Here is a 23,669-nt window from a genome sequence, read left to right as displayed (position 1 = left end):
TAATGGGATTATATCATATTCATCTTTTATTTATGTATATTTTATATTTATCTATCATTTGATGACTGCCGTCATTATTTGTTGCATTTAATTAATTTACATTATTAGTTATCACATGAAATTTATTTACTAACAAACTACTGTCCAAAGTGAGAAGGAGAAAAGAATGGGTTTTTTTAACAAACGAAATGATGAAGATTTATTGGCTAAAAGAGAATTTGAGAATTTAAAAAATTCTTACATTGCAGCCGCTCTTGGGATTGCCGAAGGCAATCTGGCTGTGGAGATTCCAGATCAAAATGACAATGATTCCCTGGGAAGCTCTTTAGGCCAGATTACAGATTCACTATCTCAGCTTGATGCCGATTTAAAGAAAATTGAAGCTGATGTGAAAGCCGGGATCTTTAAAGCTGAAAATCATAAAAGCAGCCAGTCAGGCATTTATCAGTCGATTACCGATACCATGATCAGAATCATCGAAGCCCAGAAAGAAAAAAGTGATTTATATCTGGGTATTCTCGATGCTCTTCCTTATCGTATTACAGCGATGGATAATGATCTGAAAATTATTTTTGTCAATAAAATTCTTGAAGACCTGATGCTAAGCGTCGGTATGATCAAGACAAGAGAAGATATTTATCAGCATCCATGTAATGAAACTTCTCTGGAAATGTGTGGTACAGAGAATTGCGGCTTTAGACGGCTATCAGAAAGAGGCTTAACGGAATATCCCTTTGAATATGCAGGTCGCTATTACCGGATGGATTCGCAGTTTATTAAAGATCAGGCTGGTCAGCAAATTGGTTACGTTGAAATATCCCATGATACCACACCATCAATGAGCGTTAATGTCTACACCAAAAATGAAGTTGCCCGTCTGGAAAATAATTTAAAACAACTGGCTCAGGGAGATCTTAACTTCGATTTAAATATTGAAGCTGCTGGTGAATATACTGTAGAAATTTTTGATCAATTCGCATCAATCAACCATAGTTTAACAGATGTGTCTGAAAGCATTGGCCTTCTGGTCGAAGATGCAACCGCCCTGACCGAATCTGCTTTGACCGGCAATTTGGATGACCGCCGGGATGAAAGCAAGTTCAGTGGCTGCTGGCAAAACCTGATTGAAGGTATGAACCATATTCTCGAAGAAATATCAAAACCAATGAGTGAAGTTGCCGGCGTACTTAATGAAATTTCCCAGGGTAAACTGAATGTCTCTGTCACCGGGGAGTATCAGGGGGAATTTAACAACCTGAAAAACTCAGTTAATGAAACCACCATGGTTCTGAATGAAATTATCAGCAGTATCACTTATCTGCTTGGTCAAATCAGTACCGGTAATTTAGATCTTGAACGTCAGGAAATTTTCAGAGGTGACTTTGAAACTGTTTCCGTCTCCTTAAACACCATTATTGATTCACTCAACACCCTCTTAAAAGATATCCGAATTGCAGCTGAACAGGTTAATTCGGGTGCTGATCAGGTTTCTTCTGCCAGTCAGTCACTGGCCCAGGGCTCAACCGAACAGGCCAGCTCCATAGAAGAACTGACTGCCTCGATTACAGAAGTAGCCGATCAGACTAAAAAGAACGCTGAAGATGCCAATCAGGCTAAAAACCTGACCGATGAAGTAATGAAAAATGCCGAGATCGGAAACAGTCAGATGAATGAAATGCAGCTGTCGATGGCAGACATCAATTCATCATCAAACGATATTTCCAAAATTATTAAAGTCATCGATGATATTGCCTTCCAGACCAATATTCTGGCTCTTAATGCAGCAGTTGAAGCCGCCAGAGCCGGTGAACATGGAAAAGGATTCGCGGTAGTTGCTGAGGAAGTCAGAACGCTGGCTGCCCGCAGTGCTGATGCCGCTCATCAGACTACCAGCTTAATAGAAGGGTCGATTGACAAAGTTAAGGAAGGGACAAAAATCGCAGATGCAACGGCTAAAGCCCTGGTTGATATCGTTGTTGGGGTTGAAAAAGTCAGTAATCTAACAGAAAACATCGCCAATGCCACTAATCTGCAGGCATCGGAGATTGCCCAAATTAATGTTGGCGTTGATCAGGTGTCACACGTTGTCCAACAGAATTCCGCCACATCGGAAGAAAGTGCCGCCGCCAGCCAGGAATTATCCAGCCAGGCAACCCTGCTGCAGAATAATATTAATCAGTTTAAATTAAGAAGATAAAAACATGACGACGAAACGGCTCCTGGTCAAGATGTAAAATAAGCCCGACTACAAACAAATTCGTAGTCGGGCTTATTATTTGTCGAAATTACTATTATAGGTTAGAACAGGGTCTTCTTAGAGAACATTTTTTACCTACTCCATAAGCTTTTCAAACTAAATACTTCTTGGACTTCTCCTCGAATAGATCAGGCCTACTTTACATTTTCGCAGGTATCAGCCTTGCCGCTGGGATAGACTGGGACTGTCTTAAAAAGTTGTTTACTACATTTAAAAACATTTTCGGCCCTAAAAAAAGAGGCCTAAGCCTCTAAACTCACGCCTCTTCCTGACCGACCGCTCCTTCCACCACACTTTGTTCTTTGCCTTCCTGAAATCTTCTAATCATCAGGACAAAACCCACCAGCAGAAAATAATAGGTTAACAGCACCGGAATATACAAAAGCAGATAGACATAGGGAATCGGGATAAAGGACCAGAAGAGTTCTAAAAGGCCACTGCCCTCCGGGTCCAGGGTATAAAAGTAATTAACGCCCTCAAGACCGATCACAGCCGCGGCCAGATTAATCAGATGGGCGATAAAGGCCAGGAAGGTAACAAAGAAGGTGGTTAAAAGGCCTGTTTTCAACCTTGGTTGATAGAGCCCCAGAGTTACCAGGCTGATGCCATTAACGATGCAGAAAGCATGATCCAGATAAAAAGTGAAATAGGATGGATCATAAAAGGGGGTCACATCATAGGGGGTCGGCGGAAACATAATTGCCAGAGCAGCCGCGAGAGGGGTTGCCACAAAACAGAAAGCGTATAATATTTCTTTTTTTGTGACCAGGGCCAGGGGGATAAAAATCATTCCCAGGCCGCAGAGCTGAAAAGGAAGAGTCTCTCTGAGAATATAGCCTTTACCACCCCAAAGGGCAACCAGATCGGGATCGTTAAAAATCAGAATCCGGTTAATCGTGTACGAAACAATCAAGAGACCGCTTAAAATCAGCAGGGCTTTACGTCTGGTTTTTTCATCCTTTTCACGGAGAAAAAACCAGAGTAGAAAAATGGTCAGAACAATCAGGCCCAATAGAGCCATCAGAGTTAAATTGAAGGGTTGGGCGATCATAAAGTTCTCCTTATTCGCGGGTTTTTAACGATTCAATCAGGTCCAGTTTGTAGATTCTAGTTACCGCCAGAAAATGACCAAAAGACATAAAGGCAAAAACGGCCAGGGCGATCAGGACAAAGACGCTCATGGTATTGGCATTAAAATAGGTGATATTGGCCGAGTTCATATTTTGTAGCATAGCATCGGCAAAAACATTACCCAGCCCCAGACCAATGATGATAGAGATAATAAACTGGATCAGAATTTCCAGATAGGTTCCCCGGGCAATAGCCCCCGGACTGATACCCAGGACCCGCATAATGGCATAATCTCTCAGTCGCTCCTTGATATTAATCAGGGACATGTTATAAATAATTAAAGACCCGACAATAAAGGCGCAGATAATAATTGTATAAACCCCGGCATTTGTGGTGGCAAAGGTGGACGCAACACTTTGTTCCTGAATCGAATTAAATGACAGGTAATCAAAGTTTTCGGCACCTGACAAAGCATTATAGAAGCCAATTTCATCAGCTGGATCGGTCATTGTAACCAGGGCAGAGTTGATGCTTTCAGCCCCGAATAATTCTTCAAAACTTTCTAGGGAACAGTACTGAGTGTAGTTGATATTCTCTTTAGAAATGGCCGAAACAAGAATTTCTTTTCCTTCGATTATAACCTTGTCCCCAACAGCTAGACCCAGATCAGTGGCAATCCGGTCTTCCAGGATAATCCCTTCTGCAGGAATCGTCAAAGTGTTCCGGCTAGCATCGGAAACAGTAATCATTGAAGTTTCAGGTTGAAGACCACAAACCAAAGCTTCTTCTTCCATATCGCCATAGGAAATGGTGACACTTTTCATGCCAACCGCCTCGATTTCAGAAATTTCTGTAAAACCATCCAGGCGCAATTCAATCCCAGCCTGATCAGTCGCGTCATCAAAGAAAATCTGGGCATCATAAAGGTAGCGGTCATTAAAAGTATGCTCCAGAATATCCCTTACCGCAAAGGAATAGGAGAGGGATACCAGGATCATCAGGCTGGTTAATATAACCGACAAAAGAGAGATAAATACTCGCCGTTTGTTGCGAAGACTTGAGGAAATCGCCACCTTGGCTACCGAATTAAAGGAAGCTACCAGTTTTCTGGCCGCCGGAGCCGAAACCTGCTGGGCCGATTTTTCCCGCATAGCTTCAGCCGGACTGATTTTTAAGATTGATTTAGCGGAAATATAGGTCCCCATCAGGCCAGTCAGGGTCGTCACCACCAGGGCCAAAACCATGACCCGAATATCATACACATACTGAAGCTCAGGAATCCCATAAACTATTTTATAGGTATCGCTGACATACCAGGTTAATGCTAATCCTGCTGGAATTCCGATGACCGCCGACACCGCCGAGATGGCTAAAGAAAAGGCAAAATAGAGATTTCGAATCTGAGCCGAAGAAAAGCCCAGGGCCCGCAAGACCCCGATCTCATGCCGCTGCTCCTGGATCACCTGATAGATAAAAAGATAGGTTATTAAAAGGGTAATCAGATACAAGAGGGGGGGAATAGCAAAGCTAAGAGTTTTTAGCGGAATAACGCTGGAATCCAAAACCGATTTTTGAGGCGAATCCTCGTAGGTATAGGCGTCCAGAATTTCCGAGGCTTCAAGGTTTTCAATTTCCTCAAGGACTGCCGTATCTATGTATGTGTCTTTAACCGAAACAAAGATCTGATTGCTTACATCAACCGGACTGTTTAAAAGTTCTTCCAGGTCTTGATTTTCAAGATAGACGTAGCCGAAATCCATGGTGTCAAAATAGGTGAAGTCGTTGCGTGTCACACTAGTTGACTCGAATGCCGAAACAATTCTTTCCACATAAGCCGAATGAGTCTCTCCGTTGACTGTAATATCCAGAGAATCCCCAACCCCAAGTTCGTTAAGGCCGGCAAAATACTGGTCCGCCGAAAGGCCAATACCATCACCTTGGCCGCCTGATTCGATGACATTGATGGTATTAAAAAGATCATTATCGATGTAACCCATCATCCGGCCCGTCAAACCCCGGCCATCCGAACGCGTCAACTGCATATCAGCCACCATCCGCGTCTCCACGGAATCAACCCCATCAATTTCCTTAATCCTATCGATCAAACTGTCATCCTCAGTCAGCAGGCTGGTACTGATGGTAATATCGGGAAAACCGTAATTAAGCCTAAAATCCTCCAGCGACGCGGTTAGTGTCTGGTAGGAAGAAAGCAAGGCAATAAGGGTGATCATGCCCATCGAAGCGATCAGAGCGATGGAAATAAATATTTTAGTATTGCTTTTAATAATTGAGGGGAGTTTGCTTTTGATTAAGTTTCCTTCCATTGCAGCCTCCTAATAGTCAATCTGGTCGGCACTGATGGGCGAGAGGTTGACGATTTCCTCGATGATTCTGCCGCTATCCATATGGATGATCCGATTAGCCATGGAAGCAATGGGAGTGGAGTGGGTAACGATCACGATGGTCTGTTCCTGTTCTTTGCAGATTGACTCTAAAAGTCTTAAAATCTGGCGACCGGTTTTGGAATCCAGGGCCCCAGTGGGTTCGTCGCACAAAAGAAAATCGGCCCGTTTGACCAGAGCACGGGCAATCGATACCCGCTGCTGTTCACCGCCACTCATCTGGGAGGGGTAAGCCTGAGCTCGGTCAGCAAGCCCCACTAAAGCCAGTGCCTCATCCACATCCATGGGGTTGTTGGATAATCCAGCCGATAGGGCGACATTTTCCCGAGCGGTCAGGTCCCCAATTAGATTATAGAACTGAAAAACAAAACCGACGGTATTGCGCCTAAAATCCGTCAGCATCTTTTCGTTGGCCTGGCAGAGATCAATCGAGCCAATCTCGACCTTGCCCGAGGTCGGGGGCGTCATCCCGCCAATAATATTTAAGAGGGTGCTTTTACCCGAACCGCTTGATCCGAGAATGACAATCAGCTCACCCCGGCCGATGTTAAAGCTGACATCGTTAAGGGCCTTGACCTGTCCAATTCCCTCACCATAAAATTTATTAAGGCTCTGGGTAGAAAGAAAAATGTTACGGGGTTTTAAAACCCGGGCATCCACTTCGTTTTCGTTCAAATAATAGACAAAAGCTTCCACCACCACTTCCGCCATGCCCAGGTCTTCTTCATCAAAATCGCCATCTACTTTATCGGTAAAGAGGGCACAGGCAAAGACCTGTTCCGGTCCGTTAGACATAGGAATGGCCATCAGCTCCCGGACCAATGAAATATCCTGAGACAAAGAGGACTGTGCCTTCTGACAGGTTTCCAGCGCTTTTTCTTCAAAAGCGATCTTATGTTCATCAGAAAAGAGGCCGCAGTTATCTCCACGGACCGAAAAAAGACTGACCGATGCGTTTTCAGGATGATAAAAATAAATAGCCACGGTAGAAGCATGGGTCGAGCGCAGCAGGCGTTTTAACAGAAGCGTATAGATTTCATTGGCATCAACGATATTCAGTAAGCTGTTTTGTTTAAGTTTATCCGACATTTTAACCCCCGTCATATTTATTCACATTATTCTATTATATGTTAGAACGAAACCGGAAACAAGCTTGAAAGTGTTAATGGCTATAAAACAATAAATGTTTCAACTGGTCTGTGAGTGGGCATTAAATGATTCGTGGAATTGTTGATGTGAGAACAACTATTTTTATTATTTACGAATTATTGTGAAAACATACACATTCGACCAGAGGATAAGTTTTTTAACCACAGGTGGCCAAAAGCTAAAAATACCCTGGGATCTGACGATGAAATCAAATCGATTGAAATTCAAGGAGGTTGCGGTCAGTCAGCTGATACAACAACCACAAATGAAAGTTGACTAGTTTATTTCTCACTTTCCAAATAGTCATTTATAGAGAAGTAGCACTTTTCGCTACAATCAATTTTACCATCATTAGCTAACACGACGGTTTCAATCTGCAGATAAATGCTACCAATCAAGTTTGTTACCCGGTCAAATGCTATAGTTTGTCTTTTGTTTGAAACTACTGCGGCTTTTTTCTTTTTTTTGCAACTTTTTAAAAGGCATAACTTCCTATTCTTTACAAAACTTTACTCTAATATTTACTATAAAATAGTTAATTGTAATGAATTTTTCGGTATAATAATAGCATACAATGAACGCAGGACCAGGCTAGGACTTTAGCATCAGCAACCCCAACAGATTTAACCTCTAAGACGAAAGGCAAGACCCCTTAAATAAACGAGAGCCACCAGCTGTACTGACGGTTTATTGAAAAATTTAGTTGTTATAACTTGATTAAGTAGTAATTAAATCTGGTCGAAAGGCTGTTAACGATGGATAAGAAAAACATAAAGAGAATGATTTTGAATTTTTGTAAAAACTACATTTAAAATTCAGAATTTATTGGCAGTAGAATGGTAGCGATAAATAAATTAACTACAGTGTAGTTATGCCAGCCTACTTAATATCAAAAATACAAACTTAGTTAGTAAAGAGAAAAAGGTGCAGAATGAGATTAAAAGTTGTGAGTTTGTGGATGATTCTATTATTAGTTATATGTGTCCAAACGACTGTTGTTTTGGCAGATGAAGAAATTGAAACCAGTAATCTGGGAGTCTCCTATCGGGCCCATATGCAAGATATTGGCAATGTCCCGGTGCCGGATGGTAGTTTTGTTACTGGTCCAGTGGCAGTTGGCAGCAGTGGACAGGGACTCCGACTTGAAGCTTTATGGATTGAACTAACTGGAGATGTCCCGGAAGATGGAGCTATAACCTATCAGGTTCATGTTCAAAATATGGGTTGGCTGGACCCGGTCAGTAATGGTGAATTTACAGGATCAACAGGGGAGAATCTGCAAATTGAAGCGATCCGGATTTCGTTGACGAATCTAGACGATTATGATGTCTATTACCGGGGCCATGTCCAAAACAAAGGGGATCTGCCTCAGACAGACAATGAATGGGGCTGGGTTAAAAATGGTGAAACCCTCGGAACTACCGGTGAGTCACTACGTCTGGAAGCACTGGAAATAAAAATTGTAAAACACGATTCTGAAATGAGGGAGGACGAAGAAGCGACAGTAATTCTGGCTGAGGGTTCTTTTGGCACTGCCGGTGATGGAGAAATAACCGATTTGCCTGCTGGCGAATATATTTACGCTAGCGGAGATTATTGGTATCTTGATATTCAGAATGTTTATACGTTAAGTTACAGTGACCTGGATACTCCCGTGTCCTATTTGTCGTCCAGTAATTCCTACGCAGAGATAGACTCGATCACCGGACTGAAAAATGGCCAGGTATATGACGTTTATCAGGTTGTGAAAGTTGATGGTTTCCAGGAAATCGAAATCCAATTTGACAAGAACACCATCTTAGATTTAAGTGAAATGCAAACGAACTATTTAAATCTAATCCCCGGTGATCACATGAAAACAGTATATGTATATACCGGCACATTTAATACCAGCCCTTATACGGACGAACCGCTTGCCAATCAGGAATTTTGCCAATACTATTATTTTGTAACAATGCATAACGCCGGTGTCACCGTTTCAGCTGATAATATGAAAAATCATTTAAAAATGGATTTTAGCGATTATCAGTCGTCCTTATATAAGTTGTTCTTTAATTCACAAATAAACTATGCAAATTGGTTAAACTGATCCTGTGCACTTGCCAAGAAACTCAGGGGACGCTGATATCATATTTATCCACTATTGAAGTGTTCGTTGGATCTTCGGACCGTTTAAATATGTTAGCTGATGATATCATTGCCCACTATGAAGACAGGCAATACGTATTAACCGGCAAGGCAATGATTGTGAGTATGACTCTTCGAATTACCATCAATTTGTATAAAACGCTTTTAGAAAAACGTCCTGACTAGGATAAAGTGCCGATCATGGCATTGCTTATTCAATTGCAATGGCAAAACTGGAAGTGATGCGAGATATGTTCTATGGCTTTGATTATCTTGATTTCTTTGGAAAATCTGATGTTCAAAGACTAAAAGTGATTGCTGACGGTGTTGAATTTGCACTTGGATTTGAGGAAGAAGAGTTGAAGGAATACATTGAGGAAGCAACAGCACTCAGTCAGGCAGAGACCCTTTGTCGTAGTCTTTTAGATGATTACACGAAAAAAGAAATAGAATTTTTTAAGTGTGTAAAGGCTGGGCTTTTTAAAGTAGGTGGCAAAGGTAAAATCACCGCTAACGAGATTAATGCGCGTATTCTAAAAATGCTAGAACAGGCAATTGAACAGGATGGTGTTGTCAATATTTTTAAACAATCGGGACAGAAAAATCCGGAAATTTCTTTATTGTCTGATGAGTATATGGCGCAAGTGCGAAGAATGAAGCATAAAAATATCGCTGCAGAAATGCTACGCAAACTGTTGGAAGATAACATCAGAGTGTTTGCAAGAACAGGGGTTGTCAAGGCGCAGCTTTTTTCAGAAAAAATGCAGAGCGTTTTAAAACGCTACAATAATCGAATGATAACCAGTGCAGAGGTCATTGAGGAACTGCTGCATCTTTCAAAGTAAATGACGGAAGCTTATGCTGCCGGTAATGCAAAAGGTTTGTCGCAAGAAGAATTAACTTTTTATGATGCCCTTGTTGCTGATCCGGAAGTGCTTAGAAATATGGAAGATGCCACGCTAGTAGAGATGGCCCATGAATTGACAAGGCTGATTCAAAAAAGCAGGACGTTTGATTGGGATAAAAAGCAATCAGCAAGAGCTTATATGAGAACGCAGATAAAACATCTTCTGCATAAATATAAGTATCCACCAGATCAGGCAAAGAATGCAATTGACACAGTCATTAAGCAGGCTGAGCTGATGAGTGCAAGTATTGTGGTGTAGAAACATTATACTCATTCACCTAAATCAACTAACTTAGCGAAAAACAGTACAAACTCCAGGTGAATTTGTATCAAATAAATGAGCCGAGCGAAATTTGCAATTACTATAATGAAAAGAGAATAAATAATGCCATTTATGAGAGGTGAAAAATGGAAATTGAAAAATCCACAATGTGGGGAAATGTTCTGGTAATCGGAAATCAGGAAGTTGGTAAATCTACATTGATACAGGCTGTTCTCGGTGATGAAACCACAGAGAAAGGATGGGGTCCTGTTGATGATATCGATGAACTCGATATTTTTGAAAGTCAAGTAATTCCTTTTAGACTGGTTGAAACAGTTTGTTTCGAACCGTCAATTATTAAGCAGCAAAAGACAATTAACGCCATTAAAAAATGGACTAAAGAAGGTGTAAAAGAAGGTCATAATGATAATCAGATCAATGTGATCTGGTTTTGTGTAGACGCTACAAATAGTAAAGAGTTTAAAACATCTATGAAAGATCTCTCAAAAGCAACTTCAACATGGAAGTCGGTTCCTGTAATTGTCGTTATTACCAAATCATTTGCTCTTCCTGAACGAGATACACATATCGAATTGATGAACCAGATAATAGAAAGTAAAGAAAAAGCTTTTAAAAATTTACGGAAGATAATTCCAGTTGTTGCGTCAGTATATGTCCTCAATGAAACAGCTTTTGCACCACCGATGGGTATTGCAGAATTAATTGATGCTACAAATGTATTAATGCCAGAGGGCATTCAAAAAGGTAAACTGGCTGTATCCAAATTTATTCTTAACCGCAAAAGAGCAATGGCACACAGTCTAGTTGGCGCGGCAACAGCAGCAGGTGCAACAGTTGGGGCAGTACCAACTATACCATCTGCTGATGCATTCATACTCGTTCCAATTGAAATGGGACTAATTAAAGGGGTAGGCAGTATCTACGGCATAAAAGATGATGAAAACTCCAAAATGTTTTTTAATACAATTGTTGATGTTGGTACAGTAAGCCTTGTTGCCAAAGGTGCAATCGGTACCTTGAAACTTATTCCTGGAATAAACCTGGCTGCGATACCTATTAATGCGATCATTGCCGGCGCTATTGTTGCAGCAATTGGAGAAGGGGCAATTTACGTATTTGAAAAAATATATTTGGGTGAAAAGAGTTTAGCCGATATTGATTGGGTTAGAAAAGTTATGGAAGAACAATTATCATCAGGGTTTATAGAAAAAATGACGCCGATCATTGAGAAGGTTTCAAAAGATCCAAAAGACATTGGTAAAGTTATACCCGATTTGTTAGCAGCATTGTTTAAAGGCTCTGATAATAAAAAGGAACCAGAAGAGCAAATTTGAATAACAAATAATTATAAGCTAATGATCGTTTAAATCTGTCGTTAACCGGTTATAGTTATCTAAAAAATGGTAAAAACGTTTGTTTAATGATAGTAATTACCACTCAAAAAATAACGACCGGAACACATAGAAACGGTGGTGCAGTGTTCATTAGATGTAACACATAAGAGCCGTCCCTTTGAGTTCTCGGGTAAAGTTGTTAATACTTATCTCCCAAAACAAAATATTAATTCTAATATTAATCAAACTAACCAATCCAATTACCGCAAAAATACTTAGGAGTCACAGATGGACAAAAAAACCGAACAATCAAGACAATCCTATAATCTGAAAGCCAAAGACTATCAGAATTCGCCGGAAGGCCGGTTTACGCTTTCCTATAATCACTTGATCAGCCAGCAGGCGCTACTTCGCGACGGTGATACTATTTTAGATGTAGCCTGCGGGGATGGCCGCATGTTACAGATGCTAGCCCGTCAGGCCGAGGTGAACGCATATGGCATTGATGTTTCCGAAGAAATGATAAAAACAGCGCGGGCGGCCAATGAGGGAATGGTTTTTCAGGTTGCTACGGCCGATCAAATGCCTTTTAAGAACGATCAGTTTGATCTGCTGACCGTTTGTTGCGCTTTTCATCATTTTACCCGGCCGGCAGCCTTTATGGCAGAAGCTTATCGGATCATCAAGCCGGGCGGGCAATTACTGATTGCCGATCCGTGCCTGCCACCAGTGATCAGGCAGCTTGAAAATCTGTTTCTACCGTTTCTGAAAATGGGCGATGTCAAATGTTACAACCAAAAGGAGCTCAGAGACTTTTATGAAGAGAGTGGCTTTAAAAAGATTTCAGCGATAAAGAAGAGGACACAGCTCCTGATGACGGGTGTAAAAATCAGTTAACAATACCTTAAAAGGATAATGCAAAGATGTGAGTTAAGGTAGTATGGTGGGTCCCTATGTGCTCTAATTTTGAACAAAAGCATACACAGAATTCAATAAATATACAATATGTTTACCATTTACTTTGATTTTACGTTTATTATTATGTTAGAATAATTAATAAATATTATTTTGAAGGAGTGTAAACGTTATGACAAAGAAGTTACTGCCTCTTATGCTTATTTTAACCTTGTTGTTTTCGGCCTGTTCAAATTCAAATAATTCAGATACTAGTGAAACGGACCCCCTTGCTGACGGAACTGCCTACTTACAGGAAGAGATGGACTCATTGCAGTTGATGCTTTCCGATATCGGAGCCTCTATCGGGGATGCGGCAGCTGGTGATGAAGAAATCTATGCTTCACTTAATGAGAGACTTAACTCAAAAGCATATTTTTACGATATCCTGGTTACCGATGCCCAGACAAATATAACGCAAGTCGCCACCAAAGTCGATACTCCCTATATCGGTCTGAACTTGAAAAGCGTCAACCAGTTAAATGAACTCTTTGTTGACACCCCGATGCTGATCATCAAACAGAATTCCAGTTCTGACAGTACACCCTTTCTCTATGCGTCTGTTCCAATTGAGAATGGGGGATGGGTCATTGCCTATATTGACCCCTATTCTTTTGGGGCTGAATTCAGTCAGTTTGCCATTGGACAGGATCTGGATCTTGGCATCCTTGATACAAACGGCACTAATATCTATACCAATAACATGACCGAAATCGGAAAAAACATTTTAACCGATCATATGTATGATTCGTTTGTAGGCATGCAGACCCTTGTGCAGAAACAAATCATCCCGAATGCACAGGGCCAAGGCTCTTACACCTACAATGCGACAGGTACAAGTGAACCGGTTGAAAAAGAAATTGAATGGAATACGGTCAATGCTTTCGGGCAGGACCTTCGCGTTTATGCTAATACGGAACCGGGAAGTGAAACCACCGTATCCGAATTGCGATCTTTTAATGCCGAAGAATTGGCCTGGTTTGATGAGGCTTCTGACTATATTTATGATGAATTCACCACCCTTGAAACTTTAACGGATACAGCTGTAGTCGCTTACCAGGAATCTGGTCCCGACAGTGACGCTTTTTCAACGGCCCTGGCGCAAGTATCTCAGAATAGTTTAATTGCCAAGGCTGTCGTTTTTGTTGACACCGATAATATGATCATCACATCCTATCCCAGTTATTATGAAGGGAATTCATTTGATTTATATGATCTTGATATACCTTCTTTAACATCTGACAGACAGCCCTTCATTACTGAAATAAGTTTTTCCGATGCTCAGACTTCCGCATTGCAGCAGTTGGGCTTTATAACACCGGTTGTAAAAGATGATGAAATTGCCGGTTATATTGTTGCACAGGCTCGTCTGTATGATTTTGCTGCAGATCTTACAAGTCTTAAAGATATTGGCCAAGATGTCAATCTCATGCTAACGGACAGTAATGGTACAATTTTATTCGATGGTGATATTGCTGAAGTCGGCAAGAATATTTATGATGATGACCTATATTCGGAAGGCACCCTTCAGGACTATCTGCAAAATGAATTTAAGGTCAACAGCGAAGGTGAATCGAGTTATGAGTTTTATGGTGCCGGCATGACCGAAATTATCCCCAAAGAAGTCACCTGGAAAACAATTACTTTTATGTGGCACGATTTCAAATTATCGATGAACTCAGAATGGAAACCGGCTGAATAATTTCTTGCATTTCAGACAAAGCGACACTAGGGCGTGTCTGAAAACAAAATCTTTACAATCACCACAATGCGTTTTAAAATAAAACCAAAACGTTGGGAGCACGATAATGCCATCAAAACGCTATGAAATTACAGACGAACAATGGGAACAGATTAAAGCTTTATTTCCCAAAGCGAAAACTGGTCGACCGCCAAAAGATAATCGGTTAATCTTCAACGCAATTTTATGGATTGCGCGAAGTGGTGCTGCGTGGCGAGATCTTCCCGAACGTTTTGGTTCGTGGAAAACGGTCTACAGCCGTTTCTGTAAATGGCGTGATGACGAAACACTGGCAAATATTTTTCATGCCTTAAATACCGATGCTGACTTTGAAAATCTCAGCATTGATTCAACCATTGTAAAAGCGCATCAGCACAGTGCTGGTGCTAAAAAGGGGCTGTAAATGCAGAAGTGAATCAATACATCGGTAAAAGCCGGGGCGGTAACACGACTAAAATTCACGCAGTCGTCGACGCTCTGGGTAATCCGATTCACTTTGAACTTTCAGGCGGCCAGATTAGCGATAATACCGCTGCAATTGGTCTACTGGCAAACATTGAAATCAAAAATGCCAACATTTTGGGTGATAAAGCTTATGGAACTAAAGAGATCCGGACTTATATCACTTCACAGGGTGCAACCTATACAATTCCGCCAAAGTCAAACACCAAAGAACCCTGGGACTGTGACTGGTGGCTTTATAAAGAACGCCATCTGGTTGAATGCTTTTTCAATAAAATCAAACATTTTCGTAGAGTTGCGACTCGTTATGACAAGCTGGCATCTTCGTTTTGTAGCTTTGTTTACATTGCTGGCATCTGGCTTTTGTCAAAATAATTGGTGTTTTGACTTTTCAGACACACCCTAGCAAATATTTCTTATGACACTGAAAAAGAGACATCTCTATAAATGTCTCTTTTTTTATAGAATAAGCCCTTCATAATAGATAACGCCCAGGGTCGCCATGTCATGAGCGTTACCTGTTTCGGCCAATTGGTGATAAACATTTAAACCCTCTTGCCTGACTTGAAACGAGAGGGTTTGTTTGTTGGTTTTAAAATAATAATAATCGGCTAATTCCTGTAGCGCCACTTCATCACCATCATTGACTAGCATACGGAGTAAATTGAGTTTGTTCTCGTTCATCTGTCATCCTTTTATTAAAATATTTTATTCATTATAGCATAACTCAAATCAAAGCAACAGTTCCTCCGATAACTAGACAAGCTGATCCAATAAAAGTAATATTATCCCCTTTTCTTGACTGTCTATAGCTCATGATTTAGTTAATTTTTTTGTATTTACTTGACATTTTTGAAAAGTTGTTTATCCGGGTAAATAAATTTGTTTTTATGATTTTTTGATGAAATATATAAGAAAACAAATCTAAAGAAAAACGATAAATTGACGATAAAGTTACAAAGACTCTATTCAAAAATAGGAGCCAACAACCCATTAGGTCTAACATGAAAACAATCTTCTAAAAATTATCGAAATCAAAGATTAAACAGATTCTAATTATAAGGATAAATAAACCTAGAACTATCTGGTTACATGAGAGGTAAACATTTGTGAAAACACTACTTGATGGAATTCAAAACGTTGGTCAATCAGAAGCAGTCAATGAACTTGCTGAATTGGCAACATTTAATACTGATACTTATATCAAAGTCCTGTTTTATAATATAAAGAGAATTATCATTACATTTTTAGCGTTGTTTTTTCCAAAACTAGAGGAAAAAAGTGATAGCTTAAAACCAGATTCCGTACAGCAGCGTTATGAAAAAAAACAAATTGAGTATTCGGATTATTCAATGTCAGCCTTAAAAGAAGAATATAAAAGACTTCTGACAAAAGCTGTCCGAGGAAATGACTTTCAAAGCGATGACGAATTACTGGCGAGCGTTACCCAAAAATCATCACGCATACTTAGCAAGAATGAGATTAAGGGAAAATCAGTCTATGAGATCAATGATTTGCTTTTTCAAAAATATCCCAATCTAACAAAGCCGGACTTCGAGAATTTGTTATTAGGAACGATACTTTGTGAAGCATTACTTTTATTAGCACTACTTCTAGCAATAGTCTATTGGAATTTACCAGCTTTATTATTGATTGGTATTTTTTTCGCAATTCAACCGCTTATCTATTCTTTGATTAGGGCAAGGCTTTCGACTTGGAAACTGGCAAGATTTGTATGGCTTGCTGCATCTGGTGCTGGTGGTTTCAACGAGAGTAAAGGTAAACTGCCATTGGATCTAATCAACAATACAACCAGACAAAAAATGCTTTTAGACGTGCGTACCATCCATAATCTTTGGAAATCAGTCAATAATATGGCGGCTGAAAATGATGATATCAAACAAAGAATAACTGCCATTGAACGTCAAATTATTTCCAATAATAAAATTATGACAGACAATAATTCGGCAAAAAAAAATAGTGATTCTTTTCGAATTATTGAAGATAAGAAAATCGAAAACAAATCACTTACTGAGGAAAAGACAGATTTGCAGCAAAGCCTTGAAAACAAGACCCTTGACTTAAAAAAATACCAGCAATTGCTGAATTTTATTGAAACAGACACCTCCAATACGATCATTGGGATGTGGAAAAAAATATTCTGTAATGCTGAATTTTCTCAAGACTTTGTCTTTGACCTCATAAGAAAATTCTCCCTGGCAGATTTCAGCCTTGTCGAAAAGAGAATATTTGAGGTTTGTAACACAACATCACCGAAATCTTTGGCAAAACGTATTACAGGAGGGTATTCACTGTCATTTTTGACGAGTACCATGGATCTTGCAACCATGACGTTTAGCTTGAACCATTCATCAACTCCAACATTCTTTAAAATTGATAGAGCAGTAGCACTTCAGGAAACTCAGTTATCCCGTGAGGAATTACAACAGGTAATAAGCATATATGAAAACTCCGGTTCAGATAAAAATAAAGATCTATTGACGGAGTATGAAGTTCAAATTATGGAATTACATAAGCAACAAAATATATGGGACCTAGAGCGACAAAAAATTAAAGATGAAGCAACTGATTTTGAAAATCAAAAAGAAAAATTGTTGTCAGATATTAAATTTTCTTACGATAAGATCGACGACTTACAGAATCAAATTGTTGCAAAAGAAAAAGATTGTGAGGTTTTGCAGAAACAACTGGAAAAAACAACGACATCTGATGAACTAAGTAAGTCTCTTGCAGAGCAAACAGAGGAGCTCAGAAAATTGGAGAGCAATTATGAAGTGAAAATTGATGAAAATGACAAACTATTGGAAGATCTTGAATACGTGAATGAGCAAAAAGAGAAACTGCTACAACTATGTGACAAACAGGATGATGAGATAAATGAACATCAGCAAATAAATAGTGAGTTTAAAAATGAACTCGAAAGTAAAAAATTAGAAATTAATAACAAAGAACAGGAGCATAAACAAAAATCACTTGATATTTATTTAAAATCAAGGCTGCTTGAGAAAATGAAAACTAATAAAATAAAAGACAAGGAAATTACGCAAAATCTTAAAAATGACATCACTTTACTCAAAAAAGAGAAAAAAGAATTAGAAGAAAGTATACAAACGCAAATAAGAAATATTTCTACTATCGAGGAAGATTTGTTGAAATATGAGAATTTCTTTAGCGTTGAAAAAGCAAAAGTTGTCAAATTAAGAAAAGAACTCGAAGGAATTAAGGCGAAGTTGCTGACTAATCAGGATTTTGATGATGAATTGTATAGGCAGATTGAAGCAGCACGCAAATATATCTATATAGTAGATCCTATTTTAGATGACCGGCAATTTAACAATTTGCTTAATAACTTAGGAACGGCTATGTCGAATTATCCTGATTTAAAAGTGAGATTATTATATGGTATGAAGGTTCGACCTGGAAAGGATCATGAGGAAGATATGTATGCTTCTGAAGCAGAGTTCAAAAAAGCTTCCAAACTAGAACTTAGATTAGGAAGAAATGCAATTACAAAACGCGGCAATACATATGCAAAAGTTATGCTTTTTGATGACAAAAGCTTTATTTTAAGTAGAACAAATGTTATATCTGCTGGCGAAAATTATAGAAATGAAGCCGAGATAGATGATAAAGCAAAAGATGAAACAACTACGGCTGAAACTGCAAAAGACATTGCTTCTATAGATGAAGCTTCGTTGAATGAAGTCTCTTTATTTTCAACAGATGTCAGGATATGCCAGCAATTGAAAAAACAATATTTTGACTGGTAACGCGGAACTCGCGAGGGACGGTGGTATTGAGCGCGAAGCTCAAAAGTGCCGTCCCTTTGCGTTCAATACAAATTTGTCACATTAACTAAACTCACTAAAAAGTCTAGTCACTAATCAGCAAATAAGGCCATCGTTTCAAGATATTTCGGGGTCCTTTTATTACGACTATTAAAGTAATTAAGCATCATAGCAACATACATTTGTCGCATATAATTGGCTGAATAATTGGGGTTAGCGTAGATTGATGCATCAAGACCATCGATAAAACCACTTTTTATAATTCTTTTCTGTTCCTCATTAAATTTTTCTAACATCATTTTTCCCTCTTTAATTGTATTTGCTCATTGTTTAAATTAGATTATCAATATTTTACGCTAGCAATGTGTTGCTATAGTGTTCAAAATTTAAAACCTATGTGTATCAATTATGAAAAAAGATAAAAACCACATATTTGGGGTAAATTTATAATAGGCTTTAAATAAACATTAGTCGTAATATATTAAAATGAAAGGAAACGATGATGAAAAAGAATACTCTAGTGATGATTTTATTGATGACGGTGGTGTTATTAATGTCCGGCTGCGACGGTAACAGTAGTGAAACAGCTATAGAATCCTCTGAAACGACAATTGCTTCCAGCGAAATTGTGTATGAATTTTATGATCGCATTCAATTTGGACAATCAAAAGAAGATGTTGATGCGAGTCTTCAAGTCACGCCTGAAGAGAATACAGGAATAGAAAACAGTTATACTTATGTTAATGAAGAAACTGGCTTTGGCGTGAGCGCCTTATTTGATGAGGATGGATTGTTAATCAGCAAGACACTATTTTATCCTAGTCATAAAGACCTTGCTTTTTTGACAAGTAAAACTGTAACAGAAGATCAGGCTGACAGTATTCCTGTTGGTTCCACTTATGATGAGATTGTCAATATTCTGGGGTGTGATGGAACACAGATTGATGCAACTCAAATCCCTTTTGAAGACAATCAGATTAGCTACATTTATGTATGGGTTAACCCTGACGGTTCATTATTGCAGGCAGTTATTTTAACGGATGGAACCACTAATAATGTGACGTTTTATGATTAACCAAAGCTCATATGCTGCCATATACGTAAAGAGTTTCTAATAAAGGATCCAAAGCTGGTGCCATAACGATGTTTTAAAAAAGCTAAACCGACTGTTCGGTCAAATACTATACAAAGTGAGGAAACATGAAACGAAAATACTATTTTGATTACTATTACTGTCATCTTAACCTCAATAACTGGAAAATTTTAAAGCTAAATCAGAGTCAGTCAGCCATTGATTACTGCCTTGATCAGCAATCTGGTATTATTGTAAAAGGAGCAAGCCATGAGTAAATTTGCCGTCATTGATACTGAAACCACCTGGGATGATGCAGTAATGTCCGTTGGAGTTGTCGTTGCTGACGCAAAAACCTTTGATCCAATCGACAAGCGTTACTATATTTTAACACCCTATAAAGACCACGGCGGAATGTACTCCCATGCCCTTTATACCACGGGGATCGTTCCTGATCTTGAATGTTCGCGACGCGAAGCAATGACTAATTTGAAAATTTTTTTGGCAGATTACAAGGCCGACTCGATATTTGCCTACAACGCTGCATTTGATCACCTCCACCTGCCGGAATTGGGACATCTTAACTGGTATGACATCATGAAGATCGCTGCCTATCGGCAGCACAATCCAAGCATTAAGGATCATTTTGAATGCTGCAAATCCGGCCGCATGAAGCGCGGCTATGGTGTCGAAAATATCTATCGGATTTTAAGTGAAAAACACCAATACCATGAGCTTCACAATGCCTTGACTGATGCGATTGATGAGTTGATGATCATGAAACTCCTCAACCATAAATTTGAGAAATACTCTGTTGCCAGGTTATAAGAGTGATGATACTAATCCAATCAACCATCGATGATACAGCCAGCTACTGGGTACTGAATTTTTCCAAGCTCAGCGCTATTAACGCTACTGACTGGGACTACAATGAAGGATATGTTGAAATATCGATAGAAAACCCTCCAATGAGAACGGAAACTTGCTTGTACCTTCTGATATTAGTGAAGATATTACAAAAAGATATTTACTGCCAATATATTTCATTAACTTAATTTCCCAGGATAATATAATGAACGAATCATATATCAAGTCGGATTTGGAACTTATACTATCGAATTGAACGAATTCTTTATAATTGCCTATCATGACAAAGCATATTTAATCTGTTCTGTTTCTTCAATCATGAGATTCGAATTAATAATTGTGTCGTTTATCTAAATGAAGAAAGGGAATAAAATTACTATCAGCTATCAGTTCTAATGTACAGAAAATTAAAGGGGGGTGGAGAATGAAAGATATCATAGTCAGAATCTGCACAATTGAAATTAACAACATCAAAAATGTCTGCTACGGAAAAATAGATCATCTGGGCAAGCTGGCTGAGCCGATTGATGAAATGAATGCCGATATTCTAGGGATTTATGGCCAAAATGGTTCAGGTAAAACAGCTGTTATCGAAGTGCTGGATTTCCTAAAGAGGTTGATGTCGGGAAGCTCCTTACCACCTGAAATAATGAATTATCTAACCAAGGGGGAAAAATCAGCTGAGTGCCAGTTTTCCTTTTGGATCAGTCATAATGGCGATGCCTTTAATTTTGACTATCGCTTTAAAATACAAAATTCGGAAAACCGTCCCGCAATCACCGAGGAAAAACTTTTCTTTAAAAGAGCGCTCACCGATAGTCAAGTGGTAAAGCTGGAATATCAAATCGATAATCAAGAGCTACTCTTTACACCACAAGAGCAATTTAATGCCTTAATTCAAAACAATCAGGATCGTTTCATCGATGCTGCCGTAGCTAAAAAACTGGCATTTAAGGAATGTCGCTCCTTTTTCTTTTCTGACGAGCTACTCCATCTTTTAGAAACAGCAGATATCCCAGATTTATCTCTCCTTTTAACGATCTTAAAACGTTACGCTACTAAAAATCTGTTTGTCATTAAAAGCATTCACTCCAGCTTTATCAACCTCAATATGGTCATGCCCTTTTCATTTATTCAGGAATATGACAACCGGGACGTTTTTGGCGATCTGCCCATTTCACTATCCGAACCTTCAATTTTTCCCCAAAAAACATTTCAACTGCTTCAACAAATAATCGAAAGTATTAATCTGGTCATCACCGCCATGATCCCTGACATGGCATTAACTGTTAAAAATTATGGACCCCAGATGACAGCAAGTGGGGAGGAAGGGATTCGTTTCGAAATCCTGTCTGTTCGCAATCAACATCAAGTCCCCTTAAGATACGAGTCCGAAGGGATTAAAAAAATTCTATCAATCCTAAATCTGCTCATCGCTGTTTACCATTTCCCCGGAATCTGCGTGGCCATTGACGAATTGGATGCCGGTGTTTACGAATATCTCCTTGGTGAACTGCTGGAAGTCCTTGAAAAAAATGGCAAAGGCCAGTTATTATTTACCTCGCACAACCTGCGACCGCTAGAAATGATTCATAAGTCTTCAATGCTTTTTACCACCACCAATGCGCAAAACCGCTATATTCGTTTTTCCGAAGATAACGGCGACAATAATATGCGCGATCTCTATTTGCGCACAATTAACCTGGGCGGCCAGAGAGAAGAGATTTACGCCTCTACCAATGTCTTTGAAATTAGTCGGGCCTTTAGAAAGGCCGGGAGGCTTTTGCATGACTAGAAAAAAAGTTGTTCTCTTTTTAGTGGAAGGTATTACCGATCAGGTCTCGATGGGTTTGGTTCTCACCAGGCTTTTAAAAAACAGGCAGGTACATTTTGAAATAACAGAAGGGGATTTGACTTCTCGTGATGGAACAACAAGCAAGAATATTGAAGAGAAGATCTGGCATCAGATCAAGGTTTTTATGGGGAAAAAGCGCTATAACAAACACGATATTCAGCAAGTGATTCATCTGATTGATACGGATGGCGCCTTTGTTCCTGATTCAGCTGTTGTACCTACAGATCGGACTAAAACCCATTATTCCAAAAGTAAGATTTATGCCAGGGACTGCCAGGCCATGATATTAAGGAATCACTTGAAAAAGGAGATCGTCACCAGACTTCATAATAAAAAAGAAATAGCCGGAATCCCATATCAGATATATTATTTCTCTCGCAATCTTGAACATGCCCTTCATAATCAGATTGATGAACTATCAAATAGCCATAAGAAAAATCTTGCCGAACAACTGGAAGACCATTTTTATGAACACCCCTATGACTTTATAAAAATTTTAAACCGCAAAGACCTAAAAATAACTGGAAACTATCAGCAAACCTGGAAATATATCAAATACGGCTATAACTCTCTCCATCGAGGCAGTAATTTCCATCTTTATTTTAAAAATATAAAAAAACAGAAATAAGCTTGGATAACTTATTTCTGTTATATAAGGGGTGGGGGATAATCTTAATAAACTAAAAGGCAGAAGGTCTGATTTCTCGCTTTAAATTTTCGATATTCTTATAATTTAATCTCATATCGACTTTATTGCCATCGGAAATTGCCAGTATCAATTTTTTCTTATCTAAAGATAGTTTATATTCCAGTTTTAAAAAATTTAAAATATTTGGATTAAATTCTTCCAGATCATCTTCAGAGAGTTTGTCCAAATCGAGAACAACCTTTTTAGACCTAATGATTACCCTGTCTCTGGTAAAATCAAAAACGAAAGGGATTTTGATATACTGATTGAATAAGTGAAAAGCACTCATCCCCAAGACACGATCTTTGTCCTGGTCATTTTCGTAGGAAATAGCACACTTATCTTCTTTATGTTCTACATACCCAGATAACTGAATCGTATAACCATATTTTTCATAAATTTCTTCAAATTTTGAAAGCGATACTTTTCCTGGATTATCAACAGTCAATCGTTTAAGCTCTGATTTTGTGATCATAAATACGCTTAACACCAAAAACAGAACAAGGGGAATGCTCTCTAATCTTTCACTGACGAAGTTGGTTAAATAATAATTTAATCCTAAACTGGCAATCAGACAGATTGTAAAAAACACTAACTTTATTGACAATGGTTTAATGGTTTCTTTGTTGTTTTGATAATACTCTTTCATAATTCTATCCTCTAATTTTCACTTTTTACATTTATGAAATTT

Annotated in this window: 18 protein-coding genes and 2 pseudogenes; 14 read left to right on the top strand and 6 right to left on the bottom strand. The window is 39.0% G+C overall.

Annotated features, from left to right (window positions below; genetic code table 11):
- The first annotated feature begins 166 nt into the window (after positions 1-166).
- Complete coding sequence (locus Q5O24_06570; GenBank protein WKY48975.1) at positions 167-2,197, top strand: methyl-accepting chemotaxis protein; 2,031 nt, start codon at positions 167-169, stop codon at positions 2,195-2,197.
- Positions 2,198-2,513: 316 nt separating this feature from the next.
- On the opposite strand, the gene Q5O24_06565 is transcribed toward Q5O24_06570, so the two are convergent.
- From Q5O24_06565 to Q5O24_06555, 3 genes are read right to left on the bottom strand one after another with little or no spacing between them, the layout of a single operon-like run.
- Complete coding sequence (locus Q5O24_06565) at positions 2,514-3,308, bottom strand: YwaF family protein (protein ID WKY48974.1); 795 nt, start codon at positions 3,306-3,308, stop codon at positions 2,514-2,516.
- A gap of 10 nt (positions 3,309-3,318) precedes the next feature.
- Complete coding sequence (locus Q5O24_06560) at positions 3,319-5,652, bottom strand: FtsX-like permease family protein (GenBank protein ID WKY48973.1); 2,334 nt, start codon at positions 5,650-5,652, stop codon at positions 3,319-3,321.
- A gap of 9 nt (positions 5,653-5,661) precedes the next feature.
- Positions 5,662-6,819, bottom strand: coding sequence for an ABC transporter ATP-binding protein (locus Q5O24_06555; GenBank protein ID WKY48972.1), 1,158 nt, complete (start codon positions 6,817-6,819; stop codon positions 5,662-5,664).
- Positions 6,820-7,837: 1,018 nt separating this feature from the next.
- Here Q5O24_06555 and Q5O24_06550 point away from each other — a divergent pair.
- The 7 genes and pseudogenes from Q5O24_06550 to Q5O24_06520 all read left to right on the top strand — a co-directional run bounded on the left by Q5O24_06550 (position 7,838) and on the right by Q5O24_06520 (position 15,062).
- A complete protein-coding gene (locus Q5O24_06550; GenBank protein ID WKY48971.1) occupies positions 7,838-8,968 on the top strand; it encodes a hypothetical protein in 1,131 nt (376 codons plus the stop codon).
- The gene (locus tag Q5O24_06545; GenBank protein WKY48970.1) at positions 8,956-9,192 is read left to right on the top strand and encodes a hypothetical protein; all 237 of its coding nucleotides are present in this window, start codon (positions 8,956-8,958) and stop codon (positions 9,190-9,192) included. Before Q5O24_06550 ends, Q5O24_06545 begins: the two co-directional genes overlap by 13 nt.
- A gap of 32 nt (positions 9,193-9,224) precedes the next feature.
- A pseudogene (locus Q5O24_06540) lies at positions 9,225-10,172 on the top strand (DUF3387 domain-containing protein).
- A 149-nt stretch (positions 10,173-10,321) separates the two neighbouring features.
- Entirely contained in the window at positions 10,322-11,530 is a 1,209-nt protein-coding gene (locus Q5O24_06535) for a GTPase domain-containing protein (GenBank protein ID WKY48969.1), read from the top strand.
- Positions 11,531-11,818: 288 nt separating this feature from the next.
- A complete protein-coding gene (locus tag Q5O24_06530; GenBank protein ID WKY48968.1) occupies positions 11,819-12,427 on the top strand; it encodes a methyltransferase domain-containing protein in 609 nt (202 codons plus the stop codon).
- A 190-nt stretch (positions 12,428-12,617) separates the two neighbouring features.
- Entirely contained in the window at positions 12,618-14,186 is a 1,569-nt protein-coding gene (locus Q5O24_06525; protein ID WKY48967.1) for a hypothetical protein, read from the top strand.
- Between the two features lie 103 nt (positions 14,187-14,289).
- A pseudogene (locus Q5O24_06520) lies at positions 14,290-15,062 on the top strand (IS5 family transposase).
- A gap of 84 nt (positions 15,063-15,146) precedes the next feature.
- Here Q5O24_06520 and Q5O24_06515 read toward each other — a convergent pair.
- The gene (locus Q5O24_06515) at positions 15,147-15,371 is read right to left on the bottom strand and encodes a hypothetical protein (protein ID WKY48966.1); all 225 of its coding nucleotides are present in this window, start codon (positions 15,369-15,371) and stop codon (positions 15,147-15,149) included.
- Positions 15,372-15,796: 425 nt separating this feature from the next.
- Between Q5O24_06515 and Q5O24_06510 the strand changes: the two genes are divergently transcribed.
- A complete protein-coding gene (locus tag Q5O24_06510; GenBank protein ID WKY48965.1) occupies positions 15,797-18,478 on the top strand; it encodes a hypothetical protein in 2,682 nt (893 codons plus the stop codon).
- A 110-nt stretch (positions 18,479-18,588) separates the two neighbouring features.
- Here Q5O24_06510 and Q5O24_06505 read toward each other — a convergent pair whose 3' ends face one another.
- The gene (locus Q5O24_06505) at positions 18,589-18,795 is read right to left on the bottom strand and encodes a hypothetical protein (GenBank protein ID WKY48964.1); all 207 of its coding nucleotides are present in this window, start codon (positions 18,793-18,795) and stop codon (positions 18,589-18,591) included.
- A gap of 203 nt (positions 18,796-18,998) precedes the next feature.
- Here Q5O24_06505 and Q5O24_06500 point away from each other — a divergent pair, with 203 nt between their 5' ends.
- The 5 genes from Q5O24_06500 (at position 18,999) to Q5O24_06480 (ending at position 22,918) form a co-directional block, all read left to right on the top strand.
- Positions 18,999-19,571: a hypothetical protein gene (locus Q5O24_06500; GenBank protein WKY48963.1), complete on the top strand. Its 573-nt coding sequence runs from the start codon at positions 18,999-19,001 to the stop codon at positions 19,569-19,571.
- A 125-nt stretch (positions 19,572-19,696) separates the two neighbouring features.
- Positions 19,697-19,846, top strand: coding sequence for a hypothetical protein (locus Q5O24_06495; protein ID WKY48962.1), 150 nt, complete (start codon positions 19,697-19,699; stop codon positions 19,844-19,846).
- Positions 19,839-20,396 (top strand): exonuclease domain-containing protein, encoded by a 558-nt coding sequence (locus Q5O24_06490; protein WKY48961.1) that lies wholly within the window; start codon positions 19,839-19,841, stop codon positions 20,394-20,396. The genes Q5O24_06495 and Q5O24_06490 overlap by 8 nt, the downstream gene beginning before the upstream one ends.
- 463 nt (positions 20,397-20,859) lie before the next feature.
- The gene (locus Q5O24_06485) at positions 20,860-22,230 is read left to right on the top strand and encodes an AAA family ATPase (GenBank protein WKY48960.1); all 1,371 of its coding nucleotides are present in this window, start codon (positions 20,860-20,862) and stop codon (positions 22,228-22,230) included.
- Positions 22,223-22,918 (top strand): hypothetical protein, encoded by a 696-nt coding sequence (locus Q5O24_06480; protein ID WKY48959.1) that lies wholly within the window; start codon positions 22,223-22,225, stop codon positions 22,916-22,918. The genes Q5O24_06485 and Q5O24_06480 overlap by 8 nt, the downstream gene beginning before the upstream one ends.
- 52 nt (positions 22,919-22,970) lie before the next feature.
- Here Q5O24_06480 and Q5O24_06475 read toward each other — a convergent pair whose 3' ends face one another.
- Entirely contained in the window at positions 22,971-23,627 is a 657-nt protein-coding gene (locus tag Q5O24_06475) for a hypothetical protein (GenBank protein ID WKY48958.1), read from the bottom strand.
- Positions 23,628-23,669 lie beyond the last annotated feature (42 nt).

This window comes from Eubacteriaceae bacterium ES3 (genome assembly GCA_030586155.1).
Taxonomy (GTDB): domain Bacteria; phylum Bacillota; class Clostridia; order Eubacteriales; family Eubacteriaceae; genus Acetobacterium.
Note: the sequence above shows the minus strand (reverse complement) of the source record. Positions and strands in the feature narration are given on the sequence as shown.

What these genes read in the sequence shown, in the direction of transcription:
- Q5O24_06530 (WKY48968.1), top strand. Translation starts at nt 11,819, where the DNA reads ATGGACAAAAAAACCGAACAATCAAGACAATCCTATAATCTGAAAGCC.
- Q5O24_06485 (WKY48960.1), top strand. Translation starts at nt 20,860, where the DNA reads ATGAAAGATATCATAGTCAGAATCTGCACAATTGAAATTAACAACATC.
- Q5O24_06555 (WKY48972.1), bottom strand. Translation starts at nt 6,819, where the DNA reads ATGTCGGATAAACTTAAACAAAACAGCTTACTGAATATCGTTGATGCC.
- Q5O24_06475 (WKY48958.1), bottom strand. Translation starts at nt 23,627, where the DNA reads ATGAAAGAGTATTATCAAAACAACAAAGAAACCATTAAACCATTGTCA.
- Q5O24_06515 (WKY48966.1), bottom strand. Translation starts at nt 15,371, where the DNA reads ATGAACGAGAACAAACTCAATTTACTCCGTATGCTAGTCAATGATGGT.
- Q5O24_06505 (WKY48964.1), bottom strand. Translation starts at nt 18,795, where the DNA reads ATGATGTTAGAAAAATTTAATGAGGAACAGAAAAGAATTATAAAAAGT.
- Q5O24_06565 (WKY48974.1), bottom strand. Translation starts at nt 3,308, where the DNA reads ATGATCGCCCAACCCTTCAATTTAACTCTGATGGCTCTATTGGGCCTG.
- Q5O24_06490 (WKY48961.1), top strand. Translation starts at nt 19,839, where the DNA reads ATGAGTAAATTTGCCGTCATTGATACTGAAACCACCTGGGATGATGCA.
- Q5O24_06550 (WKY48971.1), top strand. Translation starts at nt 7,838, where the DNA reads ATGATTCTATTATTAGTTATATGTGTCCAAACGACTGTTGTTTTGGCA.
- Q5O24_06525 (WKY48967.1), top strand. Translation starts at nt 12,618, where the DNA reads ATGACAAAGAAGTTACTGCCTCTTATGCTTATTTTAACCTTGTTGTTT.
- Q5O24_06495 (WKY48962.1), top strand. Translation starts at nt 19,697, where the DNA reads ATGAAACGAAAATACTATTTTGATTACTATTACTGTCATCTTAACCTC.
- Q5O24_06480 (WKY48959.1), top strand. Translation starts at nt 22,223, where the DNA reads ATGACTAGAAAAAAAGTTGTTCTCTTTTTAGTGGAAGGTATTACCGAT.
- Q5O24_06570 (WKY48975.1), top strand. Translation starts at nt 167, where the DNA reads ATGGGTTTTTTTAACAAACGAAATGATGAAGATTTATTGGCTAAAAGA.
- Q5O24_06535 (WKY48969.1), top strand. Translation starts at nt 10,322, where the DNA reads ATGGAAATTGAAAAATCCACAATGTGGGGAAATGTTCTGGTAATCGGA.
- Q5O24_06500 (WKY48963.1), top strand. Translation starts at nt 18,999, where the DNA reads ATGAAAAAGAATACTCTAGTGATGATTTTATTGATGACGGTGGTGTTA.
- Q5O24_06560 (WKY48973.1), bottom strand. Translation starts at nt 5,652, where the DNA reads ATGGAAGGAAACTTAATCAAAAGCAAACTCCCCTCAATTATTAAAAGC.